The sequence below is a fragment of the Streptomyces sp. Alt3 genome, assembly GCF_030719215.1.
Classification (GTDB): domain Bacteria; phylum Actinomycetota; class Actinomycetes; order Streptomycetales; family Streptomycetaceae; genus Streptomyces; species Streptomyces glycanivorans.
The window spans coordinates 5,823,713-5,848,986 of the sequence record NZ_CP120983.1; the positions used below are offsets into that span (position 1 = coordinate 5,823,713).

Consider the following 25,274-nt stretch of genomic DNA (forward strand, 5'->3'; position numbering starts at 1 on the left):
GATCCTCACCTGTGTGCCTTCCTGCGGCGTTCCTCGCCCGTCTAGTCTGCGGGCGCGATGGATTACTGCCACCCCTGCCAACGGCACCTCAACGGGGCGCTCGCCTGCGCCGGTTGCGGGACCCCCGCCGACGCACTGGCCCCCTATGCCGTCGTCGCCGACCGCCCCGGCCGTGACGCGGAGCCCGCCGGAGAGACCACGGAAGTCCCCGAGGTCACCGGTCGCCGGCGCCGTGCCCGGGACGACACCCGGCGGCGCGGCCGCCGTGCGCACCGCCGGCGTGGCCGCGCTCTGCTCCTGACGGCGGTGGGCGTGGTGCTCGCGCTGGGCGCGCTGAGCCTGGCCGAGCTGGCCATGGAGCCCGGGGGTGACAGCGGCGCCTCGGAGTACGTGAGCGAGGCGACGTCCGCGGCCACGGAGCCCGTTCCTTCGGCCTCGTCGAGCACGGAGCCCGACGGGCCCGGTCCGGTGGACGCACCCACCGTGGTTCCGGTCACCGATTCCCACTCCGCGACGGCCGCGGACGGTGCCGCCGGTGACGGGACGACGACCGGGGCCACACCTGGGACTCCCGCGCCCCCGGAGACCTCGGCCCCCACGTCGGCGGCCGCGACGCCGGATCCGGACGTGACCGGAGCGCCGGCCGAGCCGACGGACCCGGACACGCCGTCGGCGGACCCCACGCAGCCGGAGCCCTCCGACGAACCCACGCCCACGCCGTCGCCCACCGAGACCTGCCGATGGTGGATCTTCTGCTGACCCTGGGCCGACCCGGAGCCGGCCCAGGGCCGACGCGGGGCTGACCCGGGCCGGCGCCCCGGCTAGGCGGCGTCCTCGCCGAGCATCCGGCGCAGCAGGTCGCGCAGCACCGTGCGCTCCGCCTCCGACAGCTCGGCGAGCGGCTCCCGCGCGAAGTCCAGCGCGTCCCGGAGCTGCTCGGCGGTCCGGATGCCCTCCTCCGTCGGGGCGGCGAGCTTCACCCGCCGGTCGGCCGGGTCCGGGCGGCGTTCGACCAGGCCGCGGAGCTCCAGCCGGTCGACTATGCCAGTGATGTTGGACGGTTCGCACTTCAGCTTCCGGGCGACCTTGCGCATGGGCATCGGCTGCAGCGAGAGCAGCCCGAGCACCCTGGCCTGTGCGCCGGTCAGCGCGTGCGTGGCCGCCGCCCGGTCGTACTCCTCGTGGTAGCGCGCCACGACTCCGCCGATGAGCTGGATGACGTCGAGGGTGAGGGGGTCGGTGTGCGAGGAGGCCATGACACCCAGGGTACCCAATTACTTGACAAGGTGAAATATCTGGACGCATGGTTGTTTCACGTCCTGAAGCTTTTTCGCTTCCCCCCGTACGACGTCGAGGAGAACCCGAGCCCATGTCTGCACTTCCCACGTCCAGCCGCGAATGGCACCTCGTCGCCCGTCCGCACGGCTGGCCCGAGCCCACGGATTTCGCGCTGCGCGAGGCGCCGGTGACCGCCCCCGGTGAGGGCCGCGTCCTCGTCCGCAACCTCCACTTCTCGGTCGACCCCTACATGCGCGGCCGGATGAACGACGTGAAGTCGTACACCCCGCCCTTCAAGCTCGACCACCCCATGGAGGGCGGCGCGGTCGGCGAGATCATCGCGTCGAACGCCGAGGGCTTCGCCGTGGGCGACCACGTCCTGCACGGTCTCGGCTGGCGTGAGTACGCCGACGTCCCGGCCAAGCACGCGGTCAAGGTCGACGCCTCGCTGGCCCCGCTGTCCGCCTACCTCGGCGTGCTCGGCATGACCGGGCTCACCGCCTACGCCGGCCTGTTCGACGTCGCCTCCTTCAAGGAGGGCGACGCGGTCTTCGTCTCCGGCGCGGCCGGCGCGGTCGGCAGCCAGGTCGGCCAGATGGCCAAGCTCAAGGGCGCCTCCCGGGTCATCGGCTCGGCCGGGTCCGACGAGAAGGTCAAGCTCCTCACCGAGGAGTACGGCTTCGACGCGGCCTTCAACTACAAGAACGGCCCCGTCCGCGAGCAGCTCGCCGAGGCCGCTCCCGACGGCATCGACGTGTACTTCGACAACGTCGGCGGCGAGCACCTGGAAGCCGCGATCTCCTCGATGAACGTCCACGGCCGGGCCACCATCTGCGGGATGATCGCCCAGTACAACGCCACGGAGCCCACTCCGGGCCCGCGCAACCTGGCGCTCGTCATCGGCAAGCGGCTGCGGCTGCAGGGCATGCTCGTCGGCGACCACGCCGATCTCCAGCCCCAGTTCGTCCAGGAGGTCGCCGGCTGGCTGGCCTCCGGCGAGCTGAAGTACAACGAGACGAAGGTCCAGGGCATCGAGAAGGCCTACGACGCGTTCGTCGGCCTGCTGCGCGGCGAGAACACCGGCAAGATGATCGTCTCGCTGGACGCCTGACACGCCCCCGGCCCGGCCCGTGACCGTCGCGCGACCCCCGCGACGCTCACGGGCCGGGCCGTCGTCGGTCTCGGTCGCCCGTCACCGTGCCGGGCGGTCCGACGGCGGCCACACGTACGGCAGGTCGGGCGGCACGTCCGGGAACAGCGGGCGGTAGTACGCCGGGTCCTTGCGCACGAGCGCGGAACGGTGACTCAGGTGCAGCCCCTCGTCACCCACCCACGGGGGCAGCTCCCGCGCCTGTGCGAGTTCCGCGGCCGTGCGGACGGTGGTGCGCCCGAGCGACCCGGCGAGGTCCGCGCGCAGGGTCGTCGCGCAGGTGTCCGCCCTGCCCCCGGCGGTCCACACGGCGCACACGTCCAGGCCGTACCGCACGAGCGCCTCCTCGTACCCGGCCCACATCCGGACCGCGGGGTGGTGGCGCCAGCCGTAACCGGGGACCGTGAGCCCGCGCAGCACCTGGATCGCCTCCACCCGCTGCTTGCCCAGTCTGCGCGGGTCCAGCGCGGCGGCGCTCCCGCTGAAATCGGCGTACGGCAGGAATGTCTGCATCATCCATCCCTATCCCATGTGCGCCCGCGACGGTCCCGCCCGCGCGCCGTCACCCGTTAGGCTCGGCCCAGGCCGTCGCGGTCGTGGGCGCGAGCCGCGGCGCATCAGCAGGAGGAATCACCGGTATGACCATCCAACACATAGACGTGGCCTACACCGCCGTCGCCACCGCGGAGAACGGCCGTGACGGCCGGGTCTCCACCGACGACGGCAAGCTCGACGTCGTCGTCAACCCGCCGAAGGAGATGGGTGGCAGCGGCGCGGGGACCAACCCCGAGCAGCTCTTCGCGGCCGGCTACAGCGCCTGCTTCCAGGGCGCGCTCGGCGTGGTCGCCCGCCAGGAGAAGGCCGACATCACCGGTTCGACGGTGACAGCGTCGGTCTCCATCGGCAGGACCGAGGCGGGTGGCTTCGGCCTGGAGGTCGCGATCAGCGCCTCCATCCCGAACGTCGACACGGCCACCGCCCAGGCGCTCGTCGAGAAGGCGCACCAGGTGTGCCCGTACTCGAACGCCACCCGGGGCAACGTCAAGGTCGAGCTGTCGGCCGGCTGAGTCCCGGCTGCACGCGTACGTCCGAGGGCCGCATTCCTTCACGGGGATGCGGCCCTCGGTCGTGTGCGGCGGTCCCGCATCCGTAGGAGCGCGCGCAAGGGCATTGACTGCCACGGAGGTTGAACTTTACGGTCCGTTCGAGTTCACGATCAGCATCCGAAATATCGAACGAGTAAGGAAGCCATGACTCGCACCGCGCGCTTCACCCTCGACCCGGCCTTCACCGTCGGCGATGTCGACCCCCGGCTCTTCGGCTCCTTCGTCGAGCACCTCGGCCGCTGCGTCTACGACGGCATCTTCGAACCCGGCCATCCGTCGGCGGACGAGGCCGGCCTGCGCACCGACGTCCTGGAGCTCGTCCGCGAACTCGGCGTCACCGCCATCCGCTACCCCGGCGGCAACTTCGTCTCCGGCTACCGCTGGGAGGACAGCGTCGGCCCCGCCGACGAGCGCCCCCGCCGCCTCGACCTCGCCTGGCGCTCAACCGAGACGAATCGTTTCGGCCTCTCCGAGTACATCGACTTCCTCCGGAAGGTCGGCCCGCAGGCCGAACCGATGCTCGCGGTCAACCTCGGCACCCGCGGCGTCCAGGAGGCCATCCAGCTCCAGGAGTACGCCAACCACCCGTCCGGCACCGAGCTCTCCGACCGCCGCGTCGGCCACGGCGACAAGGACCCCTTCGGCATCAAGCTGTGGTGTCTGGGCAACGAGATGGACGGCCCGTGGCAGACCGGGCACAAGACCGCCGAGGAGTACGGGCGGCTCGCGGCCGAGACGGCCCGCGCGATGCGGCAGATCGACCCGTCCGTCCAGCTCGTCGCCTGCGGGTCCTCCAGCCGCGCCATGCCGACGTTCGCGGCATGGGAGGCGACGGTCCTCGCCGAGACCTACGACCTCGTCGACTACGTCTCGCTGCACGCCTACTACGAGGAGACCGACGGCGACCGTGACTCCTTCCTCGCCTCGGCCGTCGACATGGAGTCCTTCATCGAGAGCGTCGTCGCGACCTGCGACCACGTGGGGGCACGCCTCAAGTCGCCGAAGAAGATCAACCTCTCCTTCGACGAGTGGAACGTCTGGTACATGAGCCGCTTCCAGAAGGACGCGGAGGAGAACCCGCTCGACTGGCCCGAGGCGCCCCGGCTGCTGGAGGACAACTACAGCGTCACCGACGCCGTCGTCTTCGGCAGCCTGATCGTCGCGCTGCTGCGCCACGCGGACCGGGTGACCGTCGCCTGCCTCGCCCAGCTGGTCAACGTGATCGCGCCGATCATGACCGAGCCCGGCGGGCCCGCCTGGCGGCAGACCACCTTCTTCCCCTTCGCCCAGGCCGCCCGGTACGGCCGGGGCCAGGTCCTGGACGTGAGGGTGGACTCGCCGACGTACGGGACGGCGAAGTACGGCGAGACGGACCTGCTGCACGCCACCGCCGTACGCGACCCGGAGACGGGCGCCGTCACCGTCTTCGCCGTCAACCGGAGCCAGGACTCCGCGCTGCCGCTCGAAGTCGCCCTGACGGGGCTGGACCTGGGCCGGGTCGTCGAGCACCAGGTCGTCGCGGACGCCGACCCCGAGGCCCGCAACACCCTCGCCGAGCCCGAGCGCGTGCTCCCGCATGCCGCCGAGGGCACGGAGCTGGCCGACGGCACCCTGAAGGCCGTCCTGGAGCCCCTGTCCTGGAACATGATCCGGCTGGCCTGACGACGGCGTACGGCGCCCTCCCCCGGCCGGGGGAGGGCGCCGTACGTGTGCCGGGAGGGGCCGCTCAGCGCGCCGAGAAGGCGTGCACCGTCGTCGAGCGGTAGGTGTCGCCGGGCCGGAGCACCGTCGACGGGAACGACGGCTGGTTGGGGGAGTCGGGGAAGTGCTGCGACTCCAGGCAGAACGCGTCGCCCTGGCGGTACACCCGCCCCGAGGTGCCGGCCAGGGTGCTGTCGAGGAAGTTCCCCGTGTAGACCTGCATGCCGGGTTCCGTCGTGTACATCTTCATCACCCGGCCCGAGCCGGGGTCCGTGACGGTGAGCGCGTACTCGGGGCGGGTCGTGATCCCCTTGTCCAGCACGTAGTTGTGATCGATCCCCTGCCCGTACCCGACCTGCTCGTGCGGGGTACGGACGGCCTCCCCGACGGCCCGGGGCCGCCTGAAGTCGAACGGCGTACGCGCCACCGGGGCGAGCTCTCCCGTCGGGATCAGCGTCGCGCCGACCGGTGTGTAGCGCGCCGCCGAAAGCTCCAGCAGGTGCCCGTCGACGCTGCCGCTGCCCTCGCCCGCCAGGTTGAAATAGGTGTGGCTGGTCAGGTTGAGGACGGTGGCGCGGTCCGTGGTCGCCGTGTAGTCGATGCGCCACTCACCCCGGGAGGTGAGGGTGTAGACGACACGGACGGCGAGCGCGCCCGGATAGCCGGCCTCACCGTCCGGGCTGGTCCTGGTCAGGACCAGCCCGACGTCACCACGTGCGGTGAACGGCTTCACGTCCCAGACCCGCTTGTCGAAGCCCCGGTCGCCACCGTGCAGGCTGTTGGGGCCGTCGTTCAGGGGCAGTTGGTGCGTGACACCGTCGAGGGTGAAACGGCCCCCGGCGATCCGGTTGCCGTACCGCCCGATCAGCCCGCCGAAGTACGGGGACTTCGCCACGTAGTCCGGCAGGCCGCCGAAGCCGAGCGACACGTTCGCCGTCCGGCCCCGGCGGTCGGGGATCTCGAGGGACTGGACGACACCGCCCCAGGAGAGGACCTTCAGCCGGGTCCCGCCGTTGGCGAGGGTCCAGCGGTGCACCTTCGTCCCGTCGGCGAGGGTGCCGAAGAGCTCCTCGGACGGGGCGCGTCCGGAGGCCGAGGCGTGCGCGGCGGGGGCGCCCGCCGCCACGGCCAGCCCGGCGGCGGCCGTGGCCGCCAGGACGGTGCGTCTGCTGGTTCCGGTGGTGAAGGTCATGAAACAACTCCTGTCGGATGAAGGGGCGTTACGAGCCGACCTTGCGCTTGTTCCATACGTCGAACCCGACCGCGGCCAGCAGGACGAAGCCCTTGATGACCTGCTGGTAGTCGGTTCCGATGCCCACGAGGTTCATACCGTTGTTCAGCACGCCCAGGACCAGACCACCGATGATCGCGCCGAGGACCGTGCCCACGCCGCCGCTCATCGACGCGCCGCCGATGAACGAGGCGGCGATGGCCTCCAGCTCGAAGTTGAGGCCCGCCTTGGGCGAGGCCGCGTTGAAGCGGGCGGCGAAGACCAGACCCGCCAGGGCCGCGAGCATGCCCATGTTCAGGAAGACCAGGAAGGTGACCTTCTTGTCCTTCACACCCGACAGCTTGGCCGCGGGCAGGTTGCCGCCGATGGCGTAGATGTGGCGGCCGATGATCGCGTTGCGCATCAGGTAGCCGAAGCCGACGACCAGCACGCCGAGGATGAGCAGTACGACCGGGGCGCCCTTGTAGCTGGCGAGCAGCAGGGTGACGACGAGGACGGCCGAGACCAGGGCGACCAGCTTCAGCAGGAAGAGCTTGAACGGCGGCACCTCCAGGGCGAACTCCTGCTGGCGCTTGCGGTCACGGACCTCCTGGATCACCACGAAGGCGATCAGGGCGAAGCCCAGCAGCAGCGTGAGGTTGTGGTAGTTGGTGTTCGGCCCGACCTCGGGCAGGAAGCCGTTGGCTATCTCCTGGAGGTCCTGCGGGAAGGGGCCGAGGGTCTGGCCCTTCAGGAAGATCTCCGTCAGACCGCGGAAGAGCAGCATGCCCGCGAGGGTCACGATGAACGACGGTATGCCGAGGTAGGCGATGAAGAAGCCCTGCACCGAGCCCGCCACGGCGCCGATGGCCAGGCACAGCACCACCGCGAGCGGCCAGGGCATGTCGTGCTCGACCATCAGTACGGCGGCCATGGCGCCGATGAACGCCGTCAGCGAGCCGACCGAGAGGTCGATGTGGCCCGCGATGATGACGAGCATCATGCCGATCGCGAGGATCAGGATGTAGCTGTTCTGCAGCACCAGGTTGGAGACGTTGCGCGGCAGCAGCAGATCGCCGTCCGACCACACCGCGAACAGCACCACGATCAGGCCGAGGGCCATCAGCATGCCGTACTGGCGCATGTTGCGGCGCATGCCGTCCAGCACCAGCTGCAACAGCCCGCCGCCGGCGGCCGGTCCGCTCTTGCCGGGCGGCGCGGGGGCCGGGGTCCTGTCGGTCACGTCCGTGCTCATCGGGTTACCTCTTTGTCCTTCGTCATCTGACGCATCAGCGCTTCCTGCGATGCCTCGGCCCGCGAGAACTCACCCGTGAGCCGTCCTGCGGCCATCGTGTAGATGCGGTCGCACATGCCGAGCAGCTCCGGCAGTTCGGAGGATATGAAGACGACCGCCTTGCCCTGGGCGGCCAGCTGGTCGATGACCGTGTAGATCTCGTACTTGGCGCCCACGTCGATACCGCGCGTGGGCTCGTCCAGGATCAGCACCTCGGGACCGGCGAAGATCCACTTGCTGAGGACGACCTTCTGCTGGTTGCCGCCGGACAGCTTGCCCACCGGCTCGAAGACGGTCGGCGCCTTGATGTTCATGGACTTCCGGAAGCCCTCGGCGACCTGCCGCTCCCCGTGCTCGTCGACCACACCTCGCTTGGCGACCTTGCCCAGGGCGGTCAGCGAGATGTTCCGGTTGATGGTGTCGATGAGGTTGAGGCCGTAGTGCTTGCGGTCCTCGGTGGCGTACGCGATACCGTGCGAGACCGCCTCGGGGACGGACTTCGTACGGATCTCGGCGCCGTCCTTCAGGACGGTGCCGCTCGCGTACCGGCCGTAGGAGCGGCCGAAGACGCTCATCGCCAGCTCGGTGCGGCCGGCGCCCATGAGCCCGGCGAGACCGACGATCTCGCCGCGCCGCACCTCGATCGAGACGTCGTCGACGACCTTGCGCTGCTGGTCGATGGGGTGGTGCACGGTCCAGTTGCGGATCTCCAGAGCAGGCGCGGAGCCCTCCTCCGGATGGTGCGGGGTCCGGTCCGGGAAGCGGTTCTCCAGGTCCCGGCCGACCATTCCGCTGATGATCCGGTCCTCGGTCGTCCCCTCGGCCTTCACGTCGAGCGTCTCGATGGAGCGCCCGTCGCGGATGATCGTGACCGAGTCGGCGACCCGGCGGATCTCGTTCAGCTTGTGGGAGATGATGATCGAGGTGATGCCCTGTTCCTTCAACGAGAGGATCAGGTCGAGGAGTTTGCCGCTGTCCTCGTCGTTGAGCGCCGCCGTCGGCTCGTCGAGGATGAGCAGCTTCACCTTCTTCGACAGGGCCTTGGCGATCTCCACCAGCTGCTGCTTGCCCACGCCGATGTCGGCGACGCGGGTCTCCGGGTGCTCGTCGAGGCCTACCCGGCGCAGCAGTTCACCGGCGTGCCTGAGGGTGTCGTTCCAGTTGATGAGCCCGCGCTTCGCGTGCTCGTTGCCGAGGAAGATGTTCTCCGCGATGGAGAGGTACGGCACCAGCGCCAGCTCCTGGTGGATGATCACGATGCCGTGCTGCTCGCTCGCCCGGATGTCCTTGAACCGGCAGGTCTCGTTCTCGAAGAGGACGTCCCCTTCGTAGCTGCCGTGCGGATGGACGCCGGAGAGCACCTTCATCAGGGTCGACTTGCCGGCGCCGTTCTCACCGCAGATGGCGTGGACCTCGCCCTGCCGGACGGTCAGTGTGACGTCCGAAAGCGCTTTGACACCGGGAAAGGTCTTGACGATCGAGCGCATTTCCAGGACGGGTCCCGCCATGGTCTTGCCTTCCAATCCTTGAGAGGGAGCCCGGTTACTTGAGGTCGTTCTCGGTGTAGTAGCCGTCGTCGACGAGGGCCTGCTTGTAGTTGTCCTTGTCGACGCTGACCGGCTGCAGCAGATAGGCGGGGACGACCTTGACACCGTTGTCGTAGGACTTGGTGTCGTTGACCTCGGGCTTCTTGTCGTTCAGGGCGGCGTCCACCATGTTCGAGGCGACCTTGGCGAGCTTGCGCAGGTCCTTGTAGACGGTCTGCGTCTGGTCGCCCGCGATGATCGACTTCACCGATGCGAGCTCGGCGTCCTGGCCGGTGACAACGGGCATCGGCTTCGCTCCGGTGCCGTAGCCGTCCGACTTGAGGGCGGAGAGGATGCCGATGGAGATGCCGTCGTAGGGGGAGAGCACGGCGTCGACCTTGGCGCTGCGGTAGCTGGACGTCAGCAGGTCGTCCATGCGCTTCTGCGCGGTGCCGCCGTCCCAGCGCAGGGTGGTGACCTGGTTGAGGGCGGTCTGCTTGGACCGGACGACCAGCTCGCCCTTGTCGATGTGGGGCTTGAGGACGTTCATCGCGCCCTGGAAGAAGTACTTGGTGTTGTTGTCGTCGTTGGAGCCGGCGAACAGCTCGATGCTGAAGGGGCCCTTCTTGCCGTCCTCCAGGCCGAGCTTGTCCACGATGTACGAGCCCTGGAGCTCGCCGACCTTCTCGTTGTCGAACGAGGCGTAGTAGTCGACGTTCTCCGTGCCGAGGATCAGCCGGTCGTAGGAGATCACCGGGATGTCGGCGTCCTTGGCCTGCTGCAGCACGTTGTTGAGGGACTTGTTGTCGATCGCGGCGACGATCAGGGCGTCCACACCCTGGGTGATCATGTTCTCGATCTGCGAGACCTGCTGGTCAGGGTCGTCCTCGCCGTAGACGAGCTTGGTCTTGTAGCCCTTCGACTTCAGTTCCTTCACGACGTTGGCGCCGTCGGAGATCCAGCGTTCGGAGGACTTCGTCGGCATCGCGACGCCGATGGTGGCGCCGTCGGCGCCACCCTTCTTCTCCTCGCCGCCGCCTTCGCTGTTCTGGCCGCAGGCGGTCAGGGCGAGGGCCAGGGAGGCGGCGGAGGCGACGGCGGCAAGTGCGGCTCTGCGGTTGCGCATGGTCATCATCCTTGATGTGTGTCAGAGCTCGGTCCGGTGGTGCCGGAACGCTGAGGGCAGATCGACCGAGAACGGGTGTGTGGGATTGTGCGCGGCTGTGTCTTCTTTTGGGGAGAGTGTTTCCGGAACGTTATGACGAGATCGCGAACCGGTTGAGCCGGCCCGGGAGTCGGCTGCCGAGCGGGGCCATCCCGCCGTCCGCCCCGTGCCGCGCGAGCAGGTCCAGCGCGAGCCGTCCGCGCCGCACCCGCTCCTTGGCGGTGGACAGCGCCAGCTCCCGCAGGTGCTGGCCGTAGGGGTAGATCCCGGGCGACTTGGCGAGGCCGAACTTCAGGTACAGCGGCGCGCCGCGCCGGATCAGCTCGGCCACCTCGTACATCCGCACATAGCCGCCGAGGTCGTCCGGAGCCTCGATGTAGAGGTCCATCGGAGCCCTCGACACCCGCCGGATCTCAGTGAACTGAGCAAGCGTCAGGTCGGACGGGATGTTGATCGAGTCGGCGCCGAGCTGCTCGAAAACGGCGAACGAGGCAGGGTTCACCGGCCCGATGAGCGCCGACACCTTGAAGGTGGTGTCCGCGGGCAGCACGCCCTGCTCACGCAGCCGGTGCAGGGTCCACAGCACCCCTTCGTCGGCCACGAGCAGGCACTTCACGCCGAGCTCGGTGGCGCGTAGGGCGTCCTCGACGCAGCCGGCCAGGGCGTCGTGGCCGCGGGAGCGCAGCCCGGCCCCGCCGGAGTCCGTACGGACCGACGCGCCGGTGTCCCAGGTGCCGCGCGGCCCCGTGAACAGGCAGAGCTCGATGTCCCGTTCGGCGCAGCTCTCCACCATCTCGGTGATCTCGGCGTCCGTCAGCATCCAGACGCCGCTGCCCTGGCTGATGCGGTGGACCGGGACGTCGAGCCTCGCGGACTCCTTGAGGACGACGCCGAGGGCCTCCGGACCCTCCACGGACGGCACCTCGGTGCGCCAGCTCCCGCCGCCGGGGAAGGAGTGCGGCGAGGCGTCGGCCGGGGACAGGGGCGCCGGGCCGAGGCCGAGCGCGGTGAGCGCCGCGTCGCCGGGACGGCGGGCGCCGGCGGCACCGGGGGAAGAGGCAGGGGCGTCGTTCACGACTGGTCCTTCACGTTCGGTATTTCGGACGAAGTTCGGATCGTTGGGAGTACGCCGGTACGGAGGCGGTCAGGTCGCCGCCGTACCGGCGTACGGATCAGGGCGTGCCCGTCACGGCCGCAGCAGCACCTTCCCGGTCTCCGGGTCCCCGGACCCCACCAGCGCCACCGCGTCGGCGAACCGCTCCAGCGGGAACTCGTGGGTGATCAGCGGCGCCGGGTCGAGCAGCCCGGCCGTGAACGCCCGCACCGCGTAGGACCAGGCCGCCGAGGGCGCCCCGAAGACGCTGCGCACGGTGAGCTGGCTCAGCGACAGGTGCACCGGGTCGATGCCCACGGCCCCCGGGGTGAACATCCCGGTCAGGATCACCCGCCCGCCGCGACGCGCCAGCAGGCAGGCGTCGGCCGCGGTGGACGGCGCTCCGGCCGTCTCCACGACCAGGTCGTAGTGGCCCCGCACCTCCTCGGACTCCTTCGGCGTCCGGGCCTCGCCCGCCCCGAAGTCCAGCGCCTGGGCGGCCCGTGCCTCCCTCGGGTCGATCACGGTGAGCTCCGCCGGCGACACCGCCGCCAGCAGCTGCACCGCGAGCAGTCCGAGTGTGCCCGCCCCCAGGACGGCGATCCGCTCGCCCGGCTCGGGCGCTCCGGCCCGCACCGCCGCGGCGACCACCGCGGCCGGCTCCAGCAGGGCCGCGGCCCGGAGGTCGGCGTCGTCGGCCAGCGGGTGCAGCAGACGTGCCGGGACCACCAGGTGGTCGGCGAACGCGCCGGGCCGGGTGAACCCCGTCTCGTCGTAGCCCGCCGTGCACAGGGAGGTCTCCCCGTACCGGCACCGCTCGCAGCGTCCGCAGGCCCGGAAGCCCTCGGCGACCGTGCGCCGGCCGAGCAGCGCGGGATCGACGCCCTCACCCAGCGCGTCCACGGTCCCCGACCACTCGTGACCCGGCACCACCGGATAGCGCACATAGGCCGGGTCGCGGTGGCCGTCGTACACCTCGCGGTCGCTCATGCAGATCCCGGCGGCGGCGACCCGCACCCTGACCTCGCCGGGGCCCGGCTCGGGGAGCGGTCCCTCGGTCAGCCGATGGCTGCCCGGCCGCTCGACGGTCAACGACCGCGAGAAGGACGTCACTTGGGCTGCCTCTTCTCCCAGCCGTCCGCCCACAGGTCGAACCGCGCCTGCTGCTGCGGGAATTCGGCCGCCGCGTCCACGTCCAGTTCCACGCCGAGCCCGGGCGCGTCGGAGAGCTCGAAGCAGCCGGTCTCGGGGTCGACGTACGGGGCGCCCTTGACGACCTTCTTGATGTCCGCGTCCGCGAAGTCGTTGAAGTGTTCCAGGATCTTGAAGTTGGGGGTGCAGCCGGCGACCTGGAGGCTCGCGGCGGTCAGCACCGATCCGCCCACGTTGTGGGGCGCGATCAGCGTGTAGTGGGTCTCCGCGGTCGCCGCGAGCTTCCGGGTCTCCAGGATGCCGCCGATGTGGCCGACGTCCGGCTGGATGATGTCGACGGCCTGCGACTCGAAGAGCTCGCGGAACTCGATCCGGTCGTGGATGCGCTCACCCGTCGCGATCGGCAGATCGACCTTCTCGGCGACCTTGCTCAGGGCCTTGAGGTTCTCCGGCGGCACCGGCTCCTCCAGCCACGCCGGCTTGAAGGGCGCCATCTCGCGGGCGATCCGCACCGCCGTCGAAGGGCTGAACCGCCCGTGCATCTCCAGCATCAGCTCGGTGTCGGGGCCGATGGCGTCCCGCACGGCCTCGATGAGGGACACGGCGTAGCGCGTCTCCTCCTGGCCCAGCTCGAAGTGCCCCGTACCGAAGGGGTCGATCTTCAGCGCGCGGTATCCGCGCTCGACGACTCCCTGCGCCGCCTTGTGGTAGGCCTCCGGGGTGCGCTCTGTGGTGTACCAGCCGTTGGCGTACGCCTTGACCCGGTCGGTGACCTTGCCGCCGAGCAGCTGCCAGACGGGGACGCCGAGGGCCTTGCCCTTGATGTCCCAGCAGGCCATCTCGATGACCGCGATGCCGGACATCACGATCTCCCCGGCCCGGCCGTAGTCGCCGTACTTCATGCGCTTGACGAGATCCTCGACCGCGAACGGGTCGGAGCCGTTGATGTGGTTGGCCGACGCCTCCCGCAGATAACCGAGCAGCGCGTCCGTGCGCCCCAGCATCCGGGTCTCACCGACGCCGGTGAGGCCCTCGTCCGTGTGAACCTGGACGTAGGTGAGGTTGCGCCACGGCGTGCCGACGACATGCGTACTGATTCCGGTGATGCGCACGGATGTTGCCTCTCAACGTGTTCGGTATTTCGTCACTCGTTCGAAATGCTGGCGTGACGTTAATGACGGGCCAGGGGACGTGTCAATGGTTCGCGCAAGTACGCTGACGCCATGAGTGATCTCGGGGCGGGTTTCGGTTACTTGATCAAGGGCCAGCGCTGGGCCTTCGGGCACGGCCGCTGGTTCGGCTTCGGCCTGCTGCCCGCGCTGATAACCCTGGTCGTCTACGCAGGCGCGCTGACCGGACTCGGCTACGGCGCGGACGACTTCGTCTCCTGGGCGACCCCGTTCGCCGACGACTGGTCCTCGCCCTGGCTGGGGCTCCTGCGCAACACCCTGGTCGTCCTGGTCTTCGTGTTCGGGATGTTCCTCGCGGTGATCACCTTCACCGCGGTGACCCTGCTGGTGGGCCAGCCGTTCTACGAGTCGCTCTCCGAGGAGGTCGACCGCGGCGAGGGCGGAGAGGTGCCCGAGTCGGGCCTGCCGCTCTGGCGCGAACTCTGGATCTCCGCCCGTGACTCCGTCCGCATCCTGGTGCGCGTCGCCCTGTACGGGGTGCTGCTCTTCGCCCTCGGCTTCATCCCCGTCGTCGGGCAGACCGTGATCCCCGCCCTCGGCTTCTGCGTCTCCGGCTACTTCCTCTCCGAGGAGCTCACCGCCGTCGCCCTCCAGCGCCGCGGCATGGTCCTGAAGGACAGGCTCACGCTGCTGCGCGGCCGCCGGATGATGGTCCTGGGCTTCGGGGTGCCGCTCGCGCTCGCCTTCGTCGTCCCCTTCGTCGCCGTGTTCCTGATGCCGGGCGCCGTCGCCGGGGCCACGCTGCTGGCCCGCGAGCTCACGGCGCCTCCCGCGGCGGACCCGCAGCCGGCCACGCCGTACACCCTGCAGAAGGACTGAAGCGCCCGCGGGCCCCCGCGCGGCGCCCGTGGGAGGGCTCAGCGCACCGAGAACCCGTACACCGTCGTGGAGGCGAACTCCTCGCCCGGCCGCAGCACCGTGCTCGGGAACTCCGGACGGTTCGGGGAATCCGGGAAGTGCTGCGTCTCCAGGGCGATACCGGCGCACGGCACGAACGGGTCACCGCCGAGGTGGTCCGCGGTGTACAGCTGGAGCCCCGGCTCCGTCGTACGGACCGTGAGCAGCCGACCCGACGCAGGGTCGTACAGCTCGGCGACCGGCTCCCCGCCGGTCTCCTCCAGCACGTAGTTGGTGTCGTAGCCGGGTCCCACCGGCTTCTGCTCCCGGAAGTCGAACCGGGTCCCCTCCACCGGGACGTACTCCCCCGTGGGGATCGACTGCTCGTCCCCGGGAGTGATGCGCCCGGCCGCGAGCCGCAGTTCGTGCCCGAGGGCGCTCCCGCTGTCCGCCCCGGCGAGGTTCCAGTAGGTGTGGTTCGTCAGGCTCACCACGGTCGGAGCGTCCGTCGTCGCCCGGTAGGCGATCCGCAGCGCGGCGTCCTCGTCCAGGGTGTACGTCACGGACACCGCCAGCCGCCCCGGGAAGCCCTCCTCGCCGTCCTCGGAGACCAGGGTGAGCCGCACACCGTCCGGCACCTCCTGGGCGTCCCACACGCGCTTGTCGAAGCCGAGCTCACCGCCGTGCAGCGTGTTGCCGCCCTCGTTGCGGGTGAGCCGGTGGGTGCGCCCGTCCAGGACGAAGGAGCCGCCCCCGATCCGGTTCGCGTACCGGCCGACCACGGCGCCGAAGTAGGGGCCCGCGTGGGTCTCGTACCCCTTGACGTCCGGCAGCCCCAGGGCGACCTCCGCCCGGTCGCCGTCCCTGCCCGGGACCTGGACCGACTGCACCACGGCGCCGTACGTCAGCACCCGCACCAGGGTGCCCTCGCGCTCCAGGCTCCAGCGCCGGACCGGCGTGCCGTCCTCGGTCGTGGAGAAGTCTTCGCTGTGTACCGCCGCACCCGTCGTCATGATCAAGAACTTTACGCCGGGGGCGCGGCCGCCCTGACATTGCGGTAAGCGATCTCCGCCAGCCTGGCCTGGCCGTCGCGGCCCGGATGGAACCAGTCCCACTCGCTCAGCTGCTCGCCGGTGAAGCGGTAGTCGAACACCGCCCCGCCGTCGTAGCGGCAGCGTTCGTCCCGCGCGCAGACGTCCCGCAGCACCTCGTTGTACGCGACGACCCGCTCCTGCACCGCGTCGCGCCGTGCGACCGCCGCGGCGCCCATGTCGTCGGCGTCGCCCAGCATCGACCGGCAGATCCCCAGCTTCCAGATCTGCTTGCCCAGCGGGTTCTCACGCCCGGTCGACCAGAGCCGCTTGAGGTCCGGCACGCTCGACACGTACACCTGCGTCTTCGGGGCCGAGGCGCGCAGCTGCCGCATCGAGGCCTCGAACGATGAGCGGAAGTCGGCCGGCGGAGTCATGAGGTCCACCGAGTCCCGGCAGGCGTCGTTCGCGCCGATCATCACCGTGAGCAGCTCCGGCCGCTCCTTCGCGGCCATCACCATCTGTTCGGGCAGCTGTGCCATCCGGGCACCCGACACGGCGTGGTTCCAGCTGTGCGAGGCCGCCTTGGACGGCCCCAGGAGACGGACTGCGAGGCTGCGCACCCCGGCGTCGGTCCCGGTCGCCCAGGACACCTCGGGGCAGTCGGCCAGCACCGAGCAGGCGTCGAAGCCCCGCGTGATGGAGTCCCCGACCGCCGCGACGGAGGCGGGGCTCACGTCCCACAGCGGCGTGGGAGAGGGGCTCCGCGCGCCCGCGGTGCTGCGCGGCGAGGCGTCCCCGTCACCGCTGCATCCCGTGAGCGCGGCGGCACCGGCGAGCGCGGCCGCCGCCAGAAGGGCCCCGGCGCCCCTGGCACGGCGACGTGACGAACGCTCAGGCATCCCTGTCTTCCCTCCGGCCACTTGCGTGAATCTGCCCCTGGCACATCCACGCAGTCCCAGGTGGCAGGCCCTGATGCCCTCGCGGGTGAATGCTCGGAGAATCATGGGCCCGGGACCGACGGTACGTCACACAACCGGCCCCGGCGCACGGTAGCTTTTCCCCGTCGAACCAGTGGCGCACATCGGCCGGCACAGGAATCAGCGGGTCCGGTAAGTTATCTCACGTCACATACTGTCCCTTTTCAGGAGATTCACTCCCGATGCTGTTTACTGATGACAACCTCGGGATCCGGCCGGGAAGAGGCGGTACGGGCGCGAGGCCGCTAGGAAAGGCGAACTTCGTCCCACACTGGAGGTCCCGGTGACGACACGGGGAGTTCTGTACGTCCACTCCGCACCGCGCGCGCTGTGCCCGCACATCGAATGGGCGGTGGCGGGCGTTCTCGGTCTGAGAGTCCAGCTGGACTGGATCAGACAGCCGGCCGCACCCGGCACCTGGCGGTCCGAATTCTCCTGGAAGGGCCGTGCGGGTACGGCGTCGGAGCTGGCCTCGGCCCTCCGCGGCTGGGACCTGCTGCGCTTCGAGGTGACTGCGGAACCGTGCCCCACGGCGGAGGGCGAGCGCTACAGCTCCACGCCGGGCCTCGGCATCTTCCACGCCGTCACGGGCATGCACGGCGACATCCTGGTCCCGGAGGACCGGCTGCGGGCCGCCCTGGCGCGTTCCCTGCGCGGTGAGACGGACCTGGAGGCCGAGGTCGCCAAACTCCTCGGCAAGCCCTGGGACGACGAGCTGGAGTCCTTCCGCCACGCCGGAGAGGGCGCGCCCGTCAGGTGGCTGCACCAGGTGGTCTGAGGGGGAGGAGCGCCTTCCTCGCCCCAGTGGCCCCGCCACGCTGAAACGTTTCCCCCGTCGCCGACGGTGGTGGCGGGCCGGACCGCGCTCCCGCTTCGGCGCCGCCCTTCCTGCCCCGTGAGCCGCCGCCCTCGCGGGCCCGGGGCCCCACATGCGGGGAGGCCCGCCTCCCGTCACGGGAAGCGGGCCTCAAGGCAGGCAGGCTCGGGTCAGACCGAGCGGAACGCCAGCACCACGTTGTGGCCGCCGAAGCCGAACGAGTTGTTGATCGCGGCGATCGACCCCTCCGGCAGCGCACGCGGCTCACCGCGTACGACGTCCGCATCGACGGCCTCGTCGAGGTCGTCGAGGTTGATGGTCGGCGGCGCCATGCGGTTGTGCAGCGCCAGCACGGTCGCCACGGTCTCGATGCCGCCCGCGCCACCGAGCAGGTGACCCGTCATGGACTTCGTGGCGGAGATCGCGACGTGGTCCAGGTCGTCGCCCAGCACCGCGCGCAGTGCCTTGATCTCGGCGATGTCGCCCTGCGGCGTCGACGTGGCGTGCGCGTTCAGGTGCACGACCTCCGACGGCTTCAGGTCGGTGGAGTCCAGCAGGTTCTGCATCGCCGCGGCGATGCCGCGCCCGGTGGGCTCGGGCTGCGCGATGTGGTGGGCGTCCGCGGACAGGCCCTGGCCGAGCACCTCGCAGTAGACCCTGGCGCCCCGCGCGGCGGCGTGCTCCGCGGACTCCAGGATCACGACGCCGGCACCCTCGCCGAGCACGAAGCCGTCACGGCCCGTGTCGTAGGGGCGCGAGGCCTTCTCGGGCTCGTCGTTGCTCTTGGACATCGCCATCATGTTGGCGAACGCGGCGATGGGCAGCGGGTGGATGGCCGCCTCGGTGCCGCCGGCCACGACCACGTCGGCCCGGCCGGTGCGGATCATCTCGACGGCGTAGCCGATCGCCTCGGCGCCCGACGCGCAGGCGGAGACCGGGGTGTGGACACCGGCCTGGGCGTTGACCTCGAGGCCGACGTTGGCCGCCGGGCCGTTGGGCATGAGCATGGGAACGGTGTGCGGGGAGACGCGGCGTACGCCCTTCTCCTTCAGCACGTCGTACTGGTCGAGCAGGGTGATCACGCCGCCGATGCCGGAGGCGATGACCGATCCCAGACGCTCGGGCTGGATCTTCTCGTCCTCACCGGCCTTGCCGGTGAAGCCTGCGTCCGCCCACGCCTCGCGGGCCGCGATCAGCGCGAACTGCGCCGAGCGGTCCAGCTTGCGGGCGAGCGGCCTGGGCAGTACCTCGCCGGGATCGACGGCCGCGAGGGCGGCGATCCGGACGGGCAGTTCGGCGAAACGTTCGCCCTCGAGAGGCTTGACGCCGGAACGGCCGGCCATCAGACCTTCCCAGGTCGATGCGGAGTCGCCACCCAGCGGAGTGGTTGCGCCGATACCGGTGACGACCACGGTGCGATTGGTCGGGCTCACTGGAAAATCTTCTCCACGTGTAGAGGGTCGTGAATCAGCGGCGCCACCGCCGGGTGGCGACACACGGGACGGGCTGGGATCAGCCCTGGTGCTTCAGGATGTAGTCGGCGGCGTCGCCGACCGTCTTGAGGTTCTTGACGTCCTCGTCGGGGATCTTGACGTCGAAGCGCTCTTCGGCGGCGACGACGACCTCGACCATGGACAGCGAGTCGACGTCCAGGTCGTCGGTGAAGGACTTGTCCAGCTGGACGTCCTCGACCGGGATACCGGCGATCTCGTTGACGATCTCGGCGAGACCGGTGACGATCTCTTCCTGAGTGGCGGCCATGTTGGCGCTCCTTCGATGTGTTTCTGCAGGGTTCGGGCGGGCGGACCGAAAGGTCCGGTGTGCCTAGGGGAGGGTAACGACCGTCGCGGCGTAGACGAGACCCGCCCCGAAGCCGATGATGAGCGCCGTGTCGCCGCTCTTGGCCTGACCGGTCGCCAGGAGCCGCTCCATTGCGAGCGGAATCGAGGCGGCCGACGTGTTGCCGGTGGTTTCCACGTCACGGGCGACCGTGACGTGCTCCGGCAGCTTGAGCGTCTTCACCATCGAGTCGATGATCCGCATGTTCGCCTGGTGCGGAATGAAGACATCCAGGTCTTCCGGCGAGATCCCGGCAGCCTCCAGCGCCTGCTGGGCGACCTTCGCCATCTCGAAGACGGCCCAGCGGAAGACCGCCTGGCCCTCCTGCGTGATGGCCGGGAACTTGACCTCGCCCCGCTCGTTGAGCGGCAGGTTCGAGACGTCGCCGATGTGGAAGTCGTTCCAGGCGACGGTCTGCTTGATGGTCTCGGACTTGTCGCCCTCGGAGCCCCAGACCGTGGGGCCGATGGCCGGGTCCTGGGACGGGCCGACCACGACGGCGCCCGCGCCGTCACCGAAGAGGAAGGCCGTCGCGCGGTCCTCCAGGTCGGTGAGGTCGCTGAGCCGCTCGACACCGATGACGAGTACGTACTCGGCCGAGCCCTCGACGATCATGCCCTTGGCGAGGGTGAGGCCGTAGCCGAAGCCCGCGCAGCCGGCCGAGATGTCGAAGGCGGCGGGCTTGCCCGCGCCGATCCGGTGCGCGATGTCGGTCGCGACCGCCGGGGTCTGCTTGAAGTGCGAGACGGTGGAGACGATGACTCCGCCGATCTGCTCGGGCGTGATCCCCGCGTCCGCGATCGCCTTGCCCGACGCCTCCACGGACATCATCGACACGGTCTCCTCGTCGGAGGCCCAGTGCCGGGTGGCGATGCCGGAGCGGGAGCGGATCCACTCGTCCGACGAGTCGATCGTCTCGAGGATCACCTCGTTGGGCACGACACGGGTCGGGCGGTAGCCGCCCACACCCATGATCCGTGCGTACGGGGCGCCCTTGCTGGGCTTGATCTTCGACATGCTCTCGGGCTCCTTAGGCGCCTGCGTGCTCGGAGATGAGCGCGCGGGCCGCGTCGAGGTCGTCGGGGGTCTTGAGCGCGAGTGTCCGCACACCGGGCAGCGCGCGCTTGGCGAGACCGACCAGGGTCCCACCGGGCGCGGCCTCGATGAGCGTGGTGACACCGAGCTCGGCGAAGGTCTCCATGCACAGGTCCCAGCGGACCGGGTTGGCGACCTGGCCGACGAGCCGCGAGATGACCTCGTCGCCGGTGGCGACCGTCTTCCCGTCGGCGTTCGACACGTACGTGATCTTGGGGTCGGCGACCGTCAGGGCGCCTGCGGCGGCACGCAGCTTCTCCACGGCCGGGGCCATGTGGTGCGTGTGGAACGCGCCGGCCACCTTCAGCGGGACCACCCGGCGTACGCCCTCGGGCTTGTCCTCGGTCAGCGCGGCGATCTGGGCCGCGGTACCGGCGGCGACGATCTGCCCGCCGCCGTTGACGTTGGCCGGGGTGAGCCCCAGCCTCTCCAGGTGCGGGACCGTGACGTCCGGGTCCCCGCCGAGGAGCGCGGCCATGCCGGTCTCGGTGATCCCGGCGGCCTCGGCCATGCCGAGCCCCCGGGTACGGACGAGACGGAGCGCCGCCTCGTCCTCGATGACACCGGCGAGCGCGGCGGCGGTGATCTCACCGACGCTGTGTCCCGCGACGACGCCGGGCGAGGCGTCCAGGGCGGCGGCCGAGAGCAGACCCGCGGCCACCAGCAGCGGCTGGGCCACCGCCGTGTCGCGGATCTCGTCCGCGTCCGCCTTCGTGCCGTAGTGGACAAGGTCGAGCCCGATGGCGTCGGACCATCCCGCGATGCGGTCGGCGGCACCGGGGAGTTCGAGCCAGGGAGTCAGGAAGCCGGGCGTCTGAGCGCCTTGGCCGGGAGCGACGAGTACGAGCACCCTCACACTCTCTCTTGTGGACGGCCCCGGACGCCCGTGGGGACAAGGACGAAGAACCGTCAGGGGAATTGTTGAAGTTCGACAAAAGTCTAGGACTGACTGTCTCCGTCGGCCAAGCGCCCCAGGATGAGGGCGATCCGCAGCGTGAACGCGGAGCGGACGTCGGAGGGTGACCAGCCGGTGACGTCGGTCACACGTCGCAGCCGGTAGCGCACGGTATTGGGGTGTACGAACAGCATGCGTGCCGCGCCCTCGAGGCTGCTCGCCTGCTCCAGATACACACTCAGCGTCTCCAGAAGTGCCGAACCCGCTTCTTCGAGCGGTCTGTAGATCTCCTCCACCAGTTGATCGCGCGCGGCGGGGTCTCCCGCCATCGCGCGCTCCGGAAGGAGATCGTCCGACAGGACGGGCCTCGGAGCGTCCTGCCACGCCGAACAGGCCTTGAGACCGGCGGCCGCGGCCTGCGCGGACCGGGTGGCCGCGAGCAGGTCCGGCACCACGGGGCCGGCGACGACGGGACCGGCCGCATAGGGGCCGATCAGCGACTTCGCCACGTTCAGGGGGTTGTCGCTGCCACCGGCGATCACGACCAGGCGGTGTCCGAGTACGCCGGTCAGGACCTGGAGCTTGGCGTGCCGGGCCGCCCGCCGGATCGCCTCCACGGTGAGCTCGCTGTCACCGTCGGGAGCGGTGCCGAGGATGACGCACACGTGCTCGGGGGAGTTCCAGCCGAGGGCGGCGGCCCGGGACACGGCACCCTCGTCCGCCTCTCCGGACAGCACCGCGTTCACCACGAGCGACTCCAGCCGGGCGTCCCACGCGCCACGCGCCTCGGCGGCCTGCGCGTACACCTGCGCGGTCGCGAAGGCGATCTCGCGTGCGTAGACGAGCAGGGCCTCACGCAGCACCGACTCGTCGCCGGGCGCGGCCACCTCGTCGATCGCGGCCTCCATGACCTCGATCGTCGTACGCACCATCTCCACGGTCTGCCGCAGGGTGATCGCCCTGGTCAGTTCGCGCGGGGCGGTGCCGAACACGTCGGTGGAGATTGCCTGCGGGGTCTCCGGGTGCCGGAACCACTCGGTGAACGCGGCGATACCGGCCTGGGCGACCAGGCCGATCCAGGACCGGTTCTCCGGTGGCATGGCCCGGTACCACGGCAGTGTCTCGTCCATGCGGGCGATGGCGTTCGCGGCCAGCCGGCCGGAGGACTGCTCCAGGCGTTTCAGGGTCGCGGCGTGGAGATGGGCGTCATGCGCGGCGGGCTGCTCAGGATCGGGTCGGGGCACGCACACAAGACTGCCTTATCGGGACAGGTGCCCGGTGAGGTGGGGCGGGAGGCCGGCCGGCGGGGATACCTTGGGGGTGTGATCGACGTACGCCGCTCCGGGGACCGCTTCCGCGGCGGGGACCCGGCCACCGGTGACTCCGCGGGCATCGAGACGCTGCACGCCTTCTCCTTCGGGCGGTTCTACGACCCGGACAACCTGCGCTTCGGCCCGATCCTCGCCTGCAACGAGGAGCGTCTCGCCCCGGGCGCCGGCTTCGACGAGCATCCGCACAGCCACACCGAGATCGTCACCTGGGTGGTGGAGGGCGAACTCACCCACCGCGACTCGGCCTCGCACGCCACCGTCGTCCGGGCCGGGGATGTCCAGCACCTCAGTTCGGCCGCCGGGGTACGGCATGTCGAGCGCAACGACGGCGAGCATCCGCTGACGTTCGTTCAGATGTGGCTGGCACCCCTTGAACCCGGCGGGGAGCCCTCCTACACCCACGTCGTCGGGATGGCCGACTCCACCCCTTACGCCCTGCCCGAGGCGGGCGCCATGCTGCACGTGCGGCGGCAGGCCGAGGGGGAGCGGACCGCCGTGCCGGACGCCGCGGGCGTCTACGTCCACGTCGTGCGGGGCCGTGTACGGCTCGCCGGCGAGGAGCTGGGGCCTGGCGACGCCGCCCGGATCACGGGGGCGGAGGGGCTGGAGCTGGAGGCCCTGGAGCGGGCCGAGGTACTGCTCTGGGAGCTCGCCTCGATGTGAGGGCCGGGCAGTCGTCCGCGCACGTCACTGCTTGCCGGTGCCGACCGGGTCCACCACGACCTTCTGGTCGGCGCCGTCGGAGACCTGGAGGCGGAGCGAGACCGGCAGGGCCTTGGAGTGGGTCTCGTCGGGCGGGGTGATCTCGATGGCGCTGACGTAGGCGCCCGAGCCCTCGGCCGACGGGTAGTGCAGCGTGAAGCGGGTGGTCTCGCCGTTGCCGAGGTTGACCAGCGGGGCGTCGACCTCGCTGCGCTTGGCGCTGAGGGGGCCCGAGGCGTCCTCGGACCTCAGGTCGACTCCGGGGAAGCCCTTGAGGGTGCAGGCGTCGCCGGTGTTCTTGAGGCTGACGAGGAGGTCGCCCTCGCCCATGCCGTGAGCGGTGTCGAACGCGAGGTTCGCCGTCTTGCAGGGGCCGGTGTTGATCTGGCCGTTGCCGCTGCCCTGGGCGGACGTCGCGGTGGTCGACCCGTTCCCGGCCCCCGTGCTCTTCCCGTCGCCGGGAGCGCTGCTGTCGGCGCTGTCGCTGTCGGAGGTCCCGGCCGAGGAGGAGGCGGTGGAGGCTCCGGAGTTGTTGGTCGTGCTCGCGGCGGAGTCGCCGTCTCCCTGGCAGGCGGTGAGCGAGAGGCCGGCGGTGAGGACCAGGGCGGTCAGCGTGAGCTTGGTGGCGCGCATCGTGTGCTTCCTTCGCGGTCGGTGCCGGCTGCCCGGCACGGGTGAGCCTTACTGATCTTCAAGACCCGCCCCGGCCGGTCGGACGTTCCACCCGGCCTCCCGCTAATACATGCCTGTTACATGCGATTGCGGGCCCCGGGTGCGTGACCGCCCGTGCGCGCGGACCACGGGAGCGCCGGTCGCGCAGTCGGCCCGTGCCGCTCCCGGCCCGCGAAACGGGGCCCGAGCCCGCTGCGCGGTGGCGCCCGGCCGCTCGCAGGGCCACCGTTCCCGCAGTCCGTTTCGCGCGTCCCGACGGCAGGCGACGGCTATGACACGGCTGTGACCCGGGGCCCCTTGAAGATCACCGGCGGCACAACCTCTTCACCCGCACCACACCCCGCCCCCGCCTCGTCACTTGCCCCGGGCGTCGTACGCGTCCCTGCTGGCCTGGATCTCCCCGTTGTGCTCGACGGCCCAGCGGGCGAGCGCCAGGGCGGGCGGGATGAGGCTCTCCCCCTGGGGCGTGAGCGCGTACTCGACACGGGGCGGGACCTCCGCATAGGCGGTACGGGAGACCAGCCCGTCCCGTTCGAGGTTGCGCAGGGTCAGCGTCAGCATCCGCTGCGAGATGCCCGGGATGTGCTGCTGAAGGTGGGAGAAGCGCATGCGCCCCTGCTCCAGCGTCGCCACGATCAGCATCGTCCACTTGTCGCAGATCCGGTCCAGGACCGCCCGGATCGCCTTGCCGCCGTCCCCGCGGATCATGCAGGTGTGTTCGTACTGCTCCACGACAGCTCCTTGTGCGTAGCTCACATCCGTGTGCCTTTTGCAGGCCTCCCGACAGTCACTCATGATGTGGCAACTTACGGTTCGTAACTATCGGAGGTCTCCCCGTGCAGCTGGCGTACTGGATCGTCGCCGGGCTCCTGGCCCTGTTCTACGTCTACTCGGGAGGCATGAAGGTTCTGCGGAGCCAGGAACAGCTCCGGCCCATGATGGGCTGGGTCGATCGGACGCCCATGCCGCTGGTCAGGGCGATCGGGGCCGTCGAGGTCCTCGGCGCGCTCGGTCTCGTCCTGCCGCCGCTCACCGGCATCGCGGTCGTGCTCGCCGTGGCCGCCGCGATCGGTCTGGTGCTTGTGCAGATCGGCGGCCTGGCCCTGCACCTGTCCCGCGGCGAGGTGCGGGTGATCGGACTCAACGTCGTCCTTCTGGTGTGGGCCGCGGTGACCGCCTGGCTGGGCACCGTCTGGTTCTGACTGCGCCG

26 protein-coding genes are annotated in these 25,274 nt (G+C 70.4%); 8 read left to right on the forward strand and 18 right to left on the reverse strand.

The features are described 5' to 3' along the window. The first annotated feature begins 57 nt into the window (after positions 1–57). A complete protein-coding gene (locus tag P8A20_RS25580) occupies positions 58–759 on the forward strand; it encodes an SCO2400 family protein (protein WP_306104311.1) in 702 nt (233 codons plus the stop codon). Positions 760–821: 62 nt separating this feature from the next. On the opposite strand, the gene P8A20_RS25585 is transcribed toward P8A20_RS25580, so the two are convergent. Continuing rightward, a complete protein-coding gene (locus P8A20_RS25585) occupies positions 822–1,256 on the reverse strand; it encodes a MarR family winged helix-turn-helix transcriptional regulator (RefSeq protein ID WP_147963285.1) in 435 nt (144 codons plus the stop codon). 113 nt (positions 1,257–1,369) lie between these two features. Between P8A20_RS25585 and P8A20_RS25590 the strand changes: the two genes are divergently transcribed. Continuing rightward, positions 1,370–2,389 carry an NADP-dependent oxidoreductase gene (locus P8A20_RS25590; RefSeq protein WP_306104312.1) on the forward strand — a complete coding sequence of 340 codons (1,020 nt, stop codon included), beginning with the start codon at positions 1,370–1,372 and terminating at the stop codon, positions 2,387–2,389. Positions 2,390–2,470: 81 nt separating this feature from the next. Here P8A20_RS25590 and P8A20_RS25595 read toward each other — a convergent pair whose 3' ends face one another. After that, entirely contained in the window at positions 2,471–2,941 is a 471-nt protein-coding gene (locus P8A20_RS25595) for an MSMEG_6728 family protein (protein ID WP_147964095.1), read from the reverse strand. A gap of 125 nt (positions 2,942–3,066) precedes the next feature. Between P8A20_RS25595 and P8A20_RS25600 the strand changes: the two genes are divergently transcribed. Together P8A20_RS25600 and arfA are read left to right on the forward strand one after the other, a co-directional pair. Continuing rightward, positions 3,067–3,495: an organic hydroperoxide resistance protein gene (locus tag P8A20_RS25600; RefSeq protein WP_306104313.1), complete on the forward strand. Its 429-nt coding sequence runs from the start codon at positions 3,067–3,069 to the stop codon at positions 3,493–3,495. A 183-nt stretch (positions 3,496–3,678) separates the two neighbouring features. Further along, complete coding sequence (gene arfA / locus P8A20_RS25605; RefSeq protein ID WP_147963282.1) at positions 3,679–5,196, forward strand: arabinosylfuranosidase ArfA; 1,518 nt, start codon at positions 3,679–3,681, stop codon at positions 5,194–5,196. A 64-nt stretch (positions 5,197–5,260) separates the two neighbouring features. On the opposite strand, the gene P8A20_RS25610 is transcribed toward arfA, so the two are convergent. The 7 genes from P8A20_RS25610 to P8A20_RS25640 form a co-directional block, all read right to left on the reverse strand. Then, positions 5,261–6,427 carry an aldose epimerase family protein gene (locus tag P8A20_RS25610; RefSeq protein WP_306104314.1) on the reverse strand — a complete coding sequence of 389 codons (1,167 nt, stop codon included), beginning with the start codon at positions 6,425–6,427 and terminating at the stop codon, positions 5,261–5,263. Positions 6,428–6,455: 28 nt separating this feature from the next. Then, positions 6,456–7,700, reverse strand: a complete 1,245-nt coding sequence (mmsB, locus tag P8A20_RS25615) for a multiple monosaccharide ABC transporter permease (RefSeq protein ID WP_306104315.1) — start codon at positions 7,698–7,700, stop codon at positions 6,456–6,458. After that, entirely contained in the window at positions 7,697–9,247 is a 1,551-nt protein-coding gene (mmsA, locus tag P8A20_RS25620; RefSeq protein ID WP_147963279.1) for a multiple monosaccharide ABC transporter ATP-binding protein, read from the reverse strand. The genes mmsB and mmsA overlap by 4 nt, the downstream gene beginning before the upstream one ends. A gap of 34 nt (positions 9,248–9,281) precedes the next feature. Next, positions 9,282–10,391, reverse strand: a complete 1,110-nt coding sequence (gene chvE / locus P8A20_RS25625; RefSeq protein WP_147963278.1) for a multiple monosaccharide ABC transporter substrate-binding protein — start codon at positions 10,389–10,391, stop codon at positions 9,282–9,284. A 130-nt stretch (positions 10,392–10,521) separates the two neighbouring features. Beyond that, positions 10,522–11,505, reverse strand: coding sequence for a hypothetical protein (locus P8A20_RS25630; protein WP_147963277.1), 984 nt, complete (start codon positions 11,503–11,505; stop codon positions 10,522–10,524). A gap of 111 nt (positions 11,506–11,616) precedes the next feature. Beyond that, positions 11,617–12,636 carry a zinc-dependent alcohol dehydrogenase gene (locus P8A20_RS25635; RefSeq protein WP_306104316.1) on the reverse strand — a complete coding sequence of 340 codons (1,020 nt, stop codon included), beginning with the start codon at positions 12,634–12,636 and terminating at the stop codon, positions 11,617–11,619. Then, entirely contained in the window at positions 12,633–13,787 is a 1,155-nt protein-coding gene (locus tag P8A20_RS25640; protein ID WP_147963275.1) for a mandelate racemase/muconate lactonizing enzyme family protein, read from the reverse strand. The genes P8A20_RS25635 and P8A20_RS25640 overlap by 4 nt, the downstream gene beginning before the upstream one ends. Before the next feature lie 111 nt (positions 13,788–13,898). Here P8A20_RS25640 and P8A20_RS25645 point away from each other — a divergent pair, with 111 nt between their 5' ends. Beyond that, positions 13,899–14,684 (forward strand): EI24 domain-containing protein, encoded by a 786-nt coding sequence (locus tag P8A20_RS25645; RefSeq protein WP_147963274.1) that lies wholly within the window; start codon positions 13,899–13,901, stop codon positions 14,682–14,684. A 38-nt stretch (positions 14,685–14,722) separates the two neighbouring features. Here P8A20_RS25645 and P8A20_RS25650 read toward each other — a convergent pair whose 3' ends face one another. After that, positions 14,723–15,715 carry an aldose epimerase family protein gene (locus tag P8A20_RS25650; protein WP_306104317.1) on the reverse strand — a complete coding sequence of 331 codons (993 nt, stop codon included), beginning with the start codon at positions 15,713–15,715 and terminating at the stop codon, positions 14,723–14,725. Positions 15,716–15,726: 11 nt separating this feature from the next. Next, the gene (locus P8A20_RS25655; protein WP_306104318.1) at positions 15,727–16,635 is read right to left on the reverse strand and encodes an SGNH/GDSL hydrolase family protein; all 909 of its coding nucleotides are present in this window, start codon (positions 16,633–16,635) and stop codon (positions 15,727–15,729) included. Positions 16,636–16,996: 361 nt separating this feature from the next. Between P8A20_RS25655 and P8A20_RS25660 the strand changes: the two genes are divergently transcribed. Further along, entirely contained in the window at positions 16,997–17,491 is a 495-nt protein-coding gene (locus P8A20_RS25660; RefSeq protein WP_147963271.1) for a DUF3145 domain-containing protein, read from the forward strand. Positions 17,492–17,700: 209 nt separating this feature from the next. On the opposite strand, the gene fabF is transcribed toward P8A20_RS25660, so the two are convergent. The 5 genes from fabF to P8A20_RS25685 all read right to left on the reverse strand — a co-directional run bounded on the left by fabF (position 17,701) and on the right by P8A20_RS25685 (position 22,603). After that, positions 17,701–18,963 (reverse strand): beta-ketoacyl-ACP synthase II, encoded by a 1,263-nt coding sequence (fabF, locus tag P8A20_RS25665; RefSeq protein WP_147963270.1) that lies wholly within the window; start codon positions 18,961–18,963, stop codon positions 17,701–17,703. A gap of 79 nt (positions 18,964–19,042) precedes the next feature. Then, complete coding sequence (locus tag P8A20_RS25670) at positions 19,043–19,291, reverse strand: acyl carrier protein (RefSeq protein WP_014045780.1); 249 nt, start codon at positions 19,289–19,291, stop codon at positions 19,043–19,045. 63 nt (positions 19,292–19,354) lie between these two features. After that, positions 19,355–20,386 carry a ketoacyl-ACP synthase III gene (locus tag P8A20_RS25675; protein WP_147963269.1) on the reverse strand — a complete coding sequence of 344 codons (1,032 nt, stop codon included), beginning with the start codon at positions 20,384–20,386 and terminating at the stop codon, positions 19,355–19,357. A gap of 13 nt (positions 20,387–20,399) precedes the next feature. Next, positions 20,400–21,314, reverse strand: a complete 915-nt coding sequence (locus P8A20_RS25680; protein WP_147963268.1) for an ACP S-malonyltransferase — start codon at positions 21,312–21,314, stop codon at positions 20,400–20,402. An 89-nt stretch (positions 21,315–21,403) separates the two neighbouring features. Beyond that, entirely contained in the window at positions 21,404–22,603 is a 1,200-nt protein-coding gene (locus tag P8A20_RS25685; protein WP_030122646.1) for a PucR family transcriptional regulator, read from the reverse strand. Positions 22,604–22,681: 78 nt separating this feature from the next. Here P8A20_RS25685 and P8A20_RS25690 point away from each other — a divergent pair, with 78 nt between their 5' ends. Then, positions 22,682–23,353 (forward strand): pirin family protein, encoded by a 672-nt coding sequence (locus tag P8A20_RS25690; RefSeq protein ID WP_306104319.1) that lies wholly within the window; start codon positions 22,682–22,684, stop codon positions 23,351–23,353. A gap of 24 nt (positions 23,354–23,377) precedes the next feature. Here the strand turns inward: P8A20_RS25690 and P8A20_RS25695 are convergent, their stop codons facing one another. Together P8A20_RS25695 and P8A20_RS25700 are read right to left on the reverse strand one after the other, a co-directional pair. Continuing rightward, positions 23,378–24,025, reverse strand: coding sequence for a DUF4232 domain-containing protein (locus P8A20_RS25695; RefSeq protein ID WP_147963266.1), 648 nt, complete (start codon positions 24,023–24,025; stop codon positions 23,378–23,380). 393 nt (positions 24,026–24,418) lie between these two features. Continuing rightward, positions 24,419–24,796, reverse strand: a complete 378-nt coding sequence (locus P8A20_RS25700; RefSeq protein WP_147963265.1) for a winged helix-turn-helix transcriptional regulator — start codon at positions 24,794–24,796, stop codon at positions 24,419–24,421. A gap of 104 nt (positions 24,797–24,900) precedes the next feature. Here P8A20_RS25700 and P8A20_RS25705 point away from each other — a divergent pair, with 104 nt between their 5' ends. Further along, positions 24,901–25,266, forward strand: a complete 366-nt coding sequence (locus P8A20_RS25705; protein ID WP_147963264.1) for a DoxX family protein — start codon at positions 24,901–24,903, stop codon at positions 25,264–25,266. Positions 25,267–25,274 lie beyond the last annotated feature (8 nt).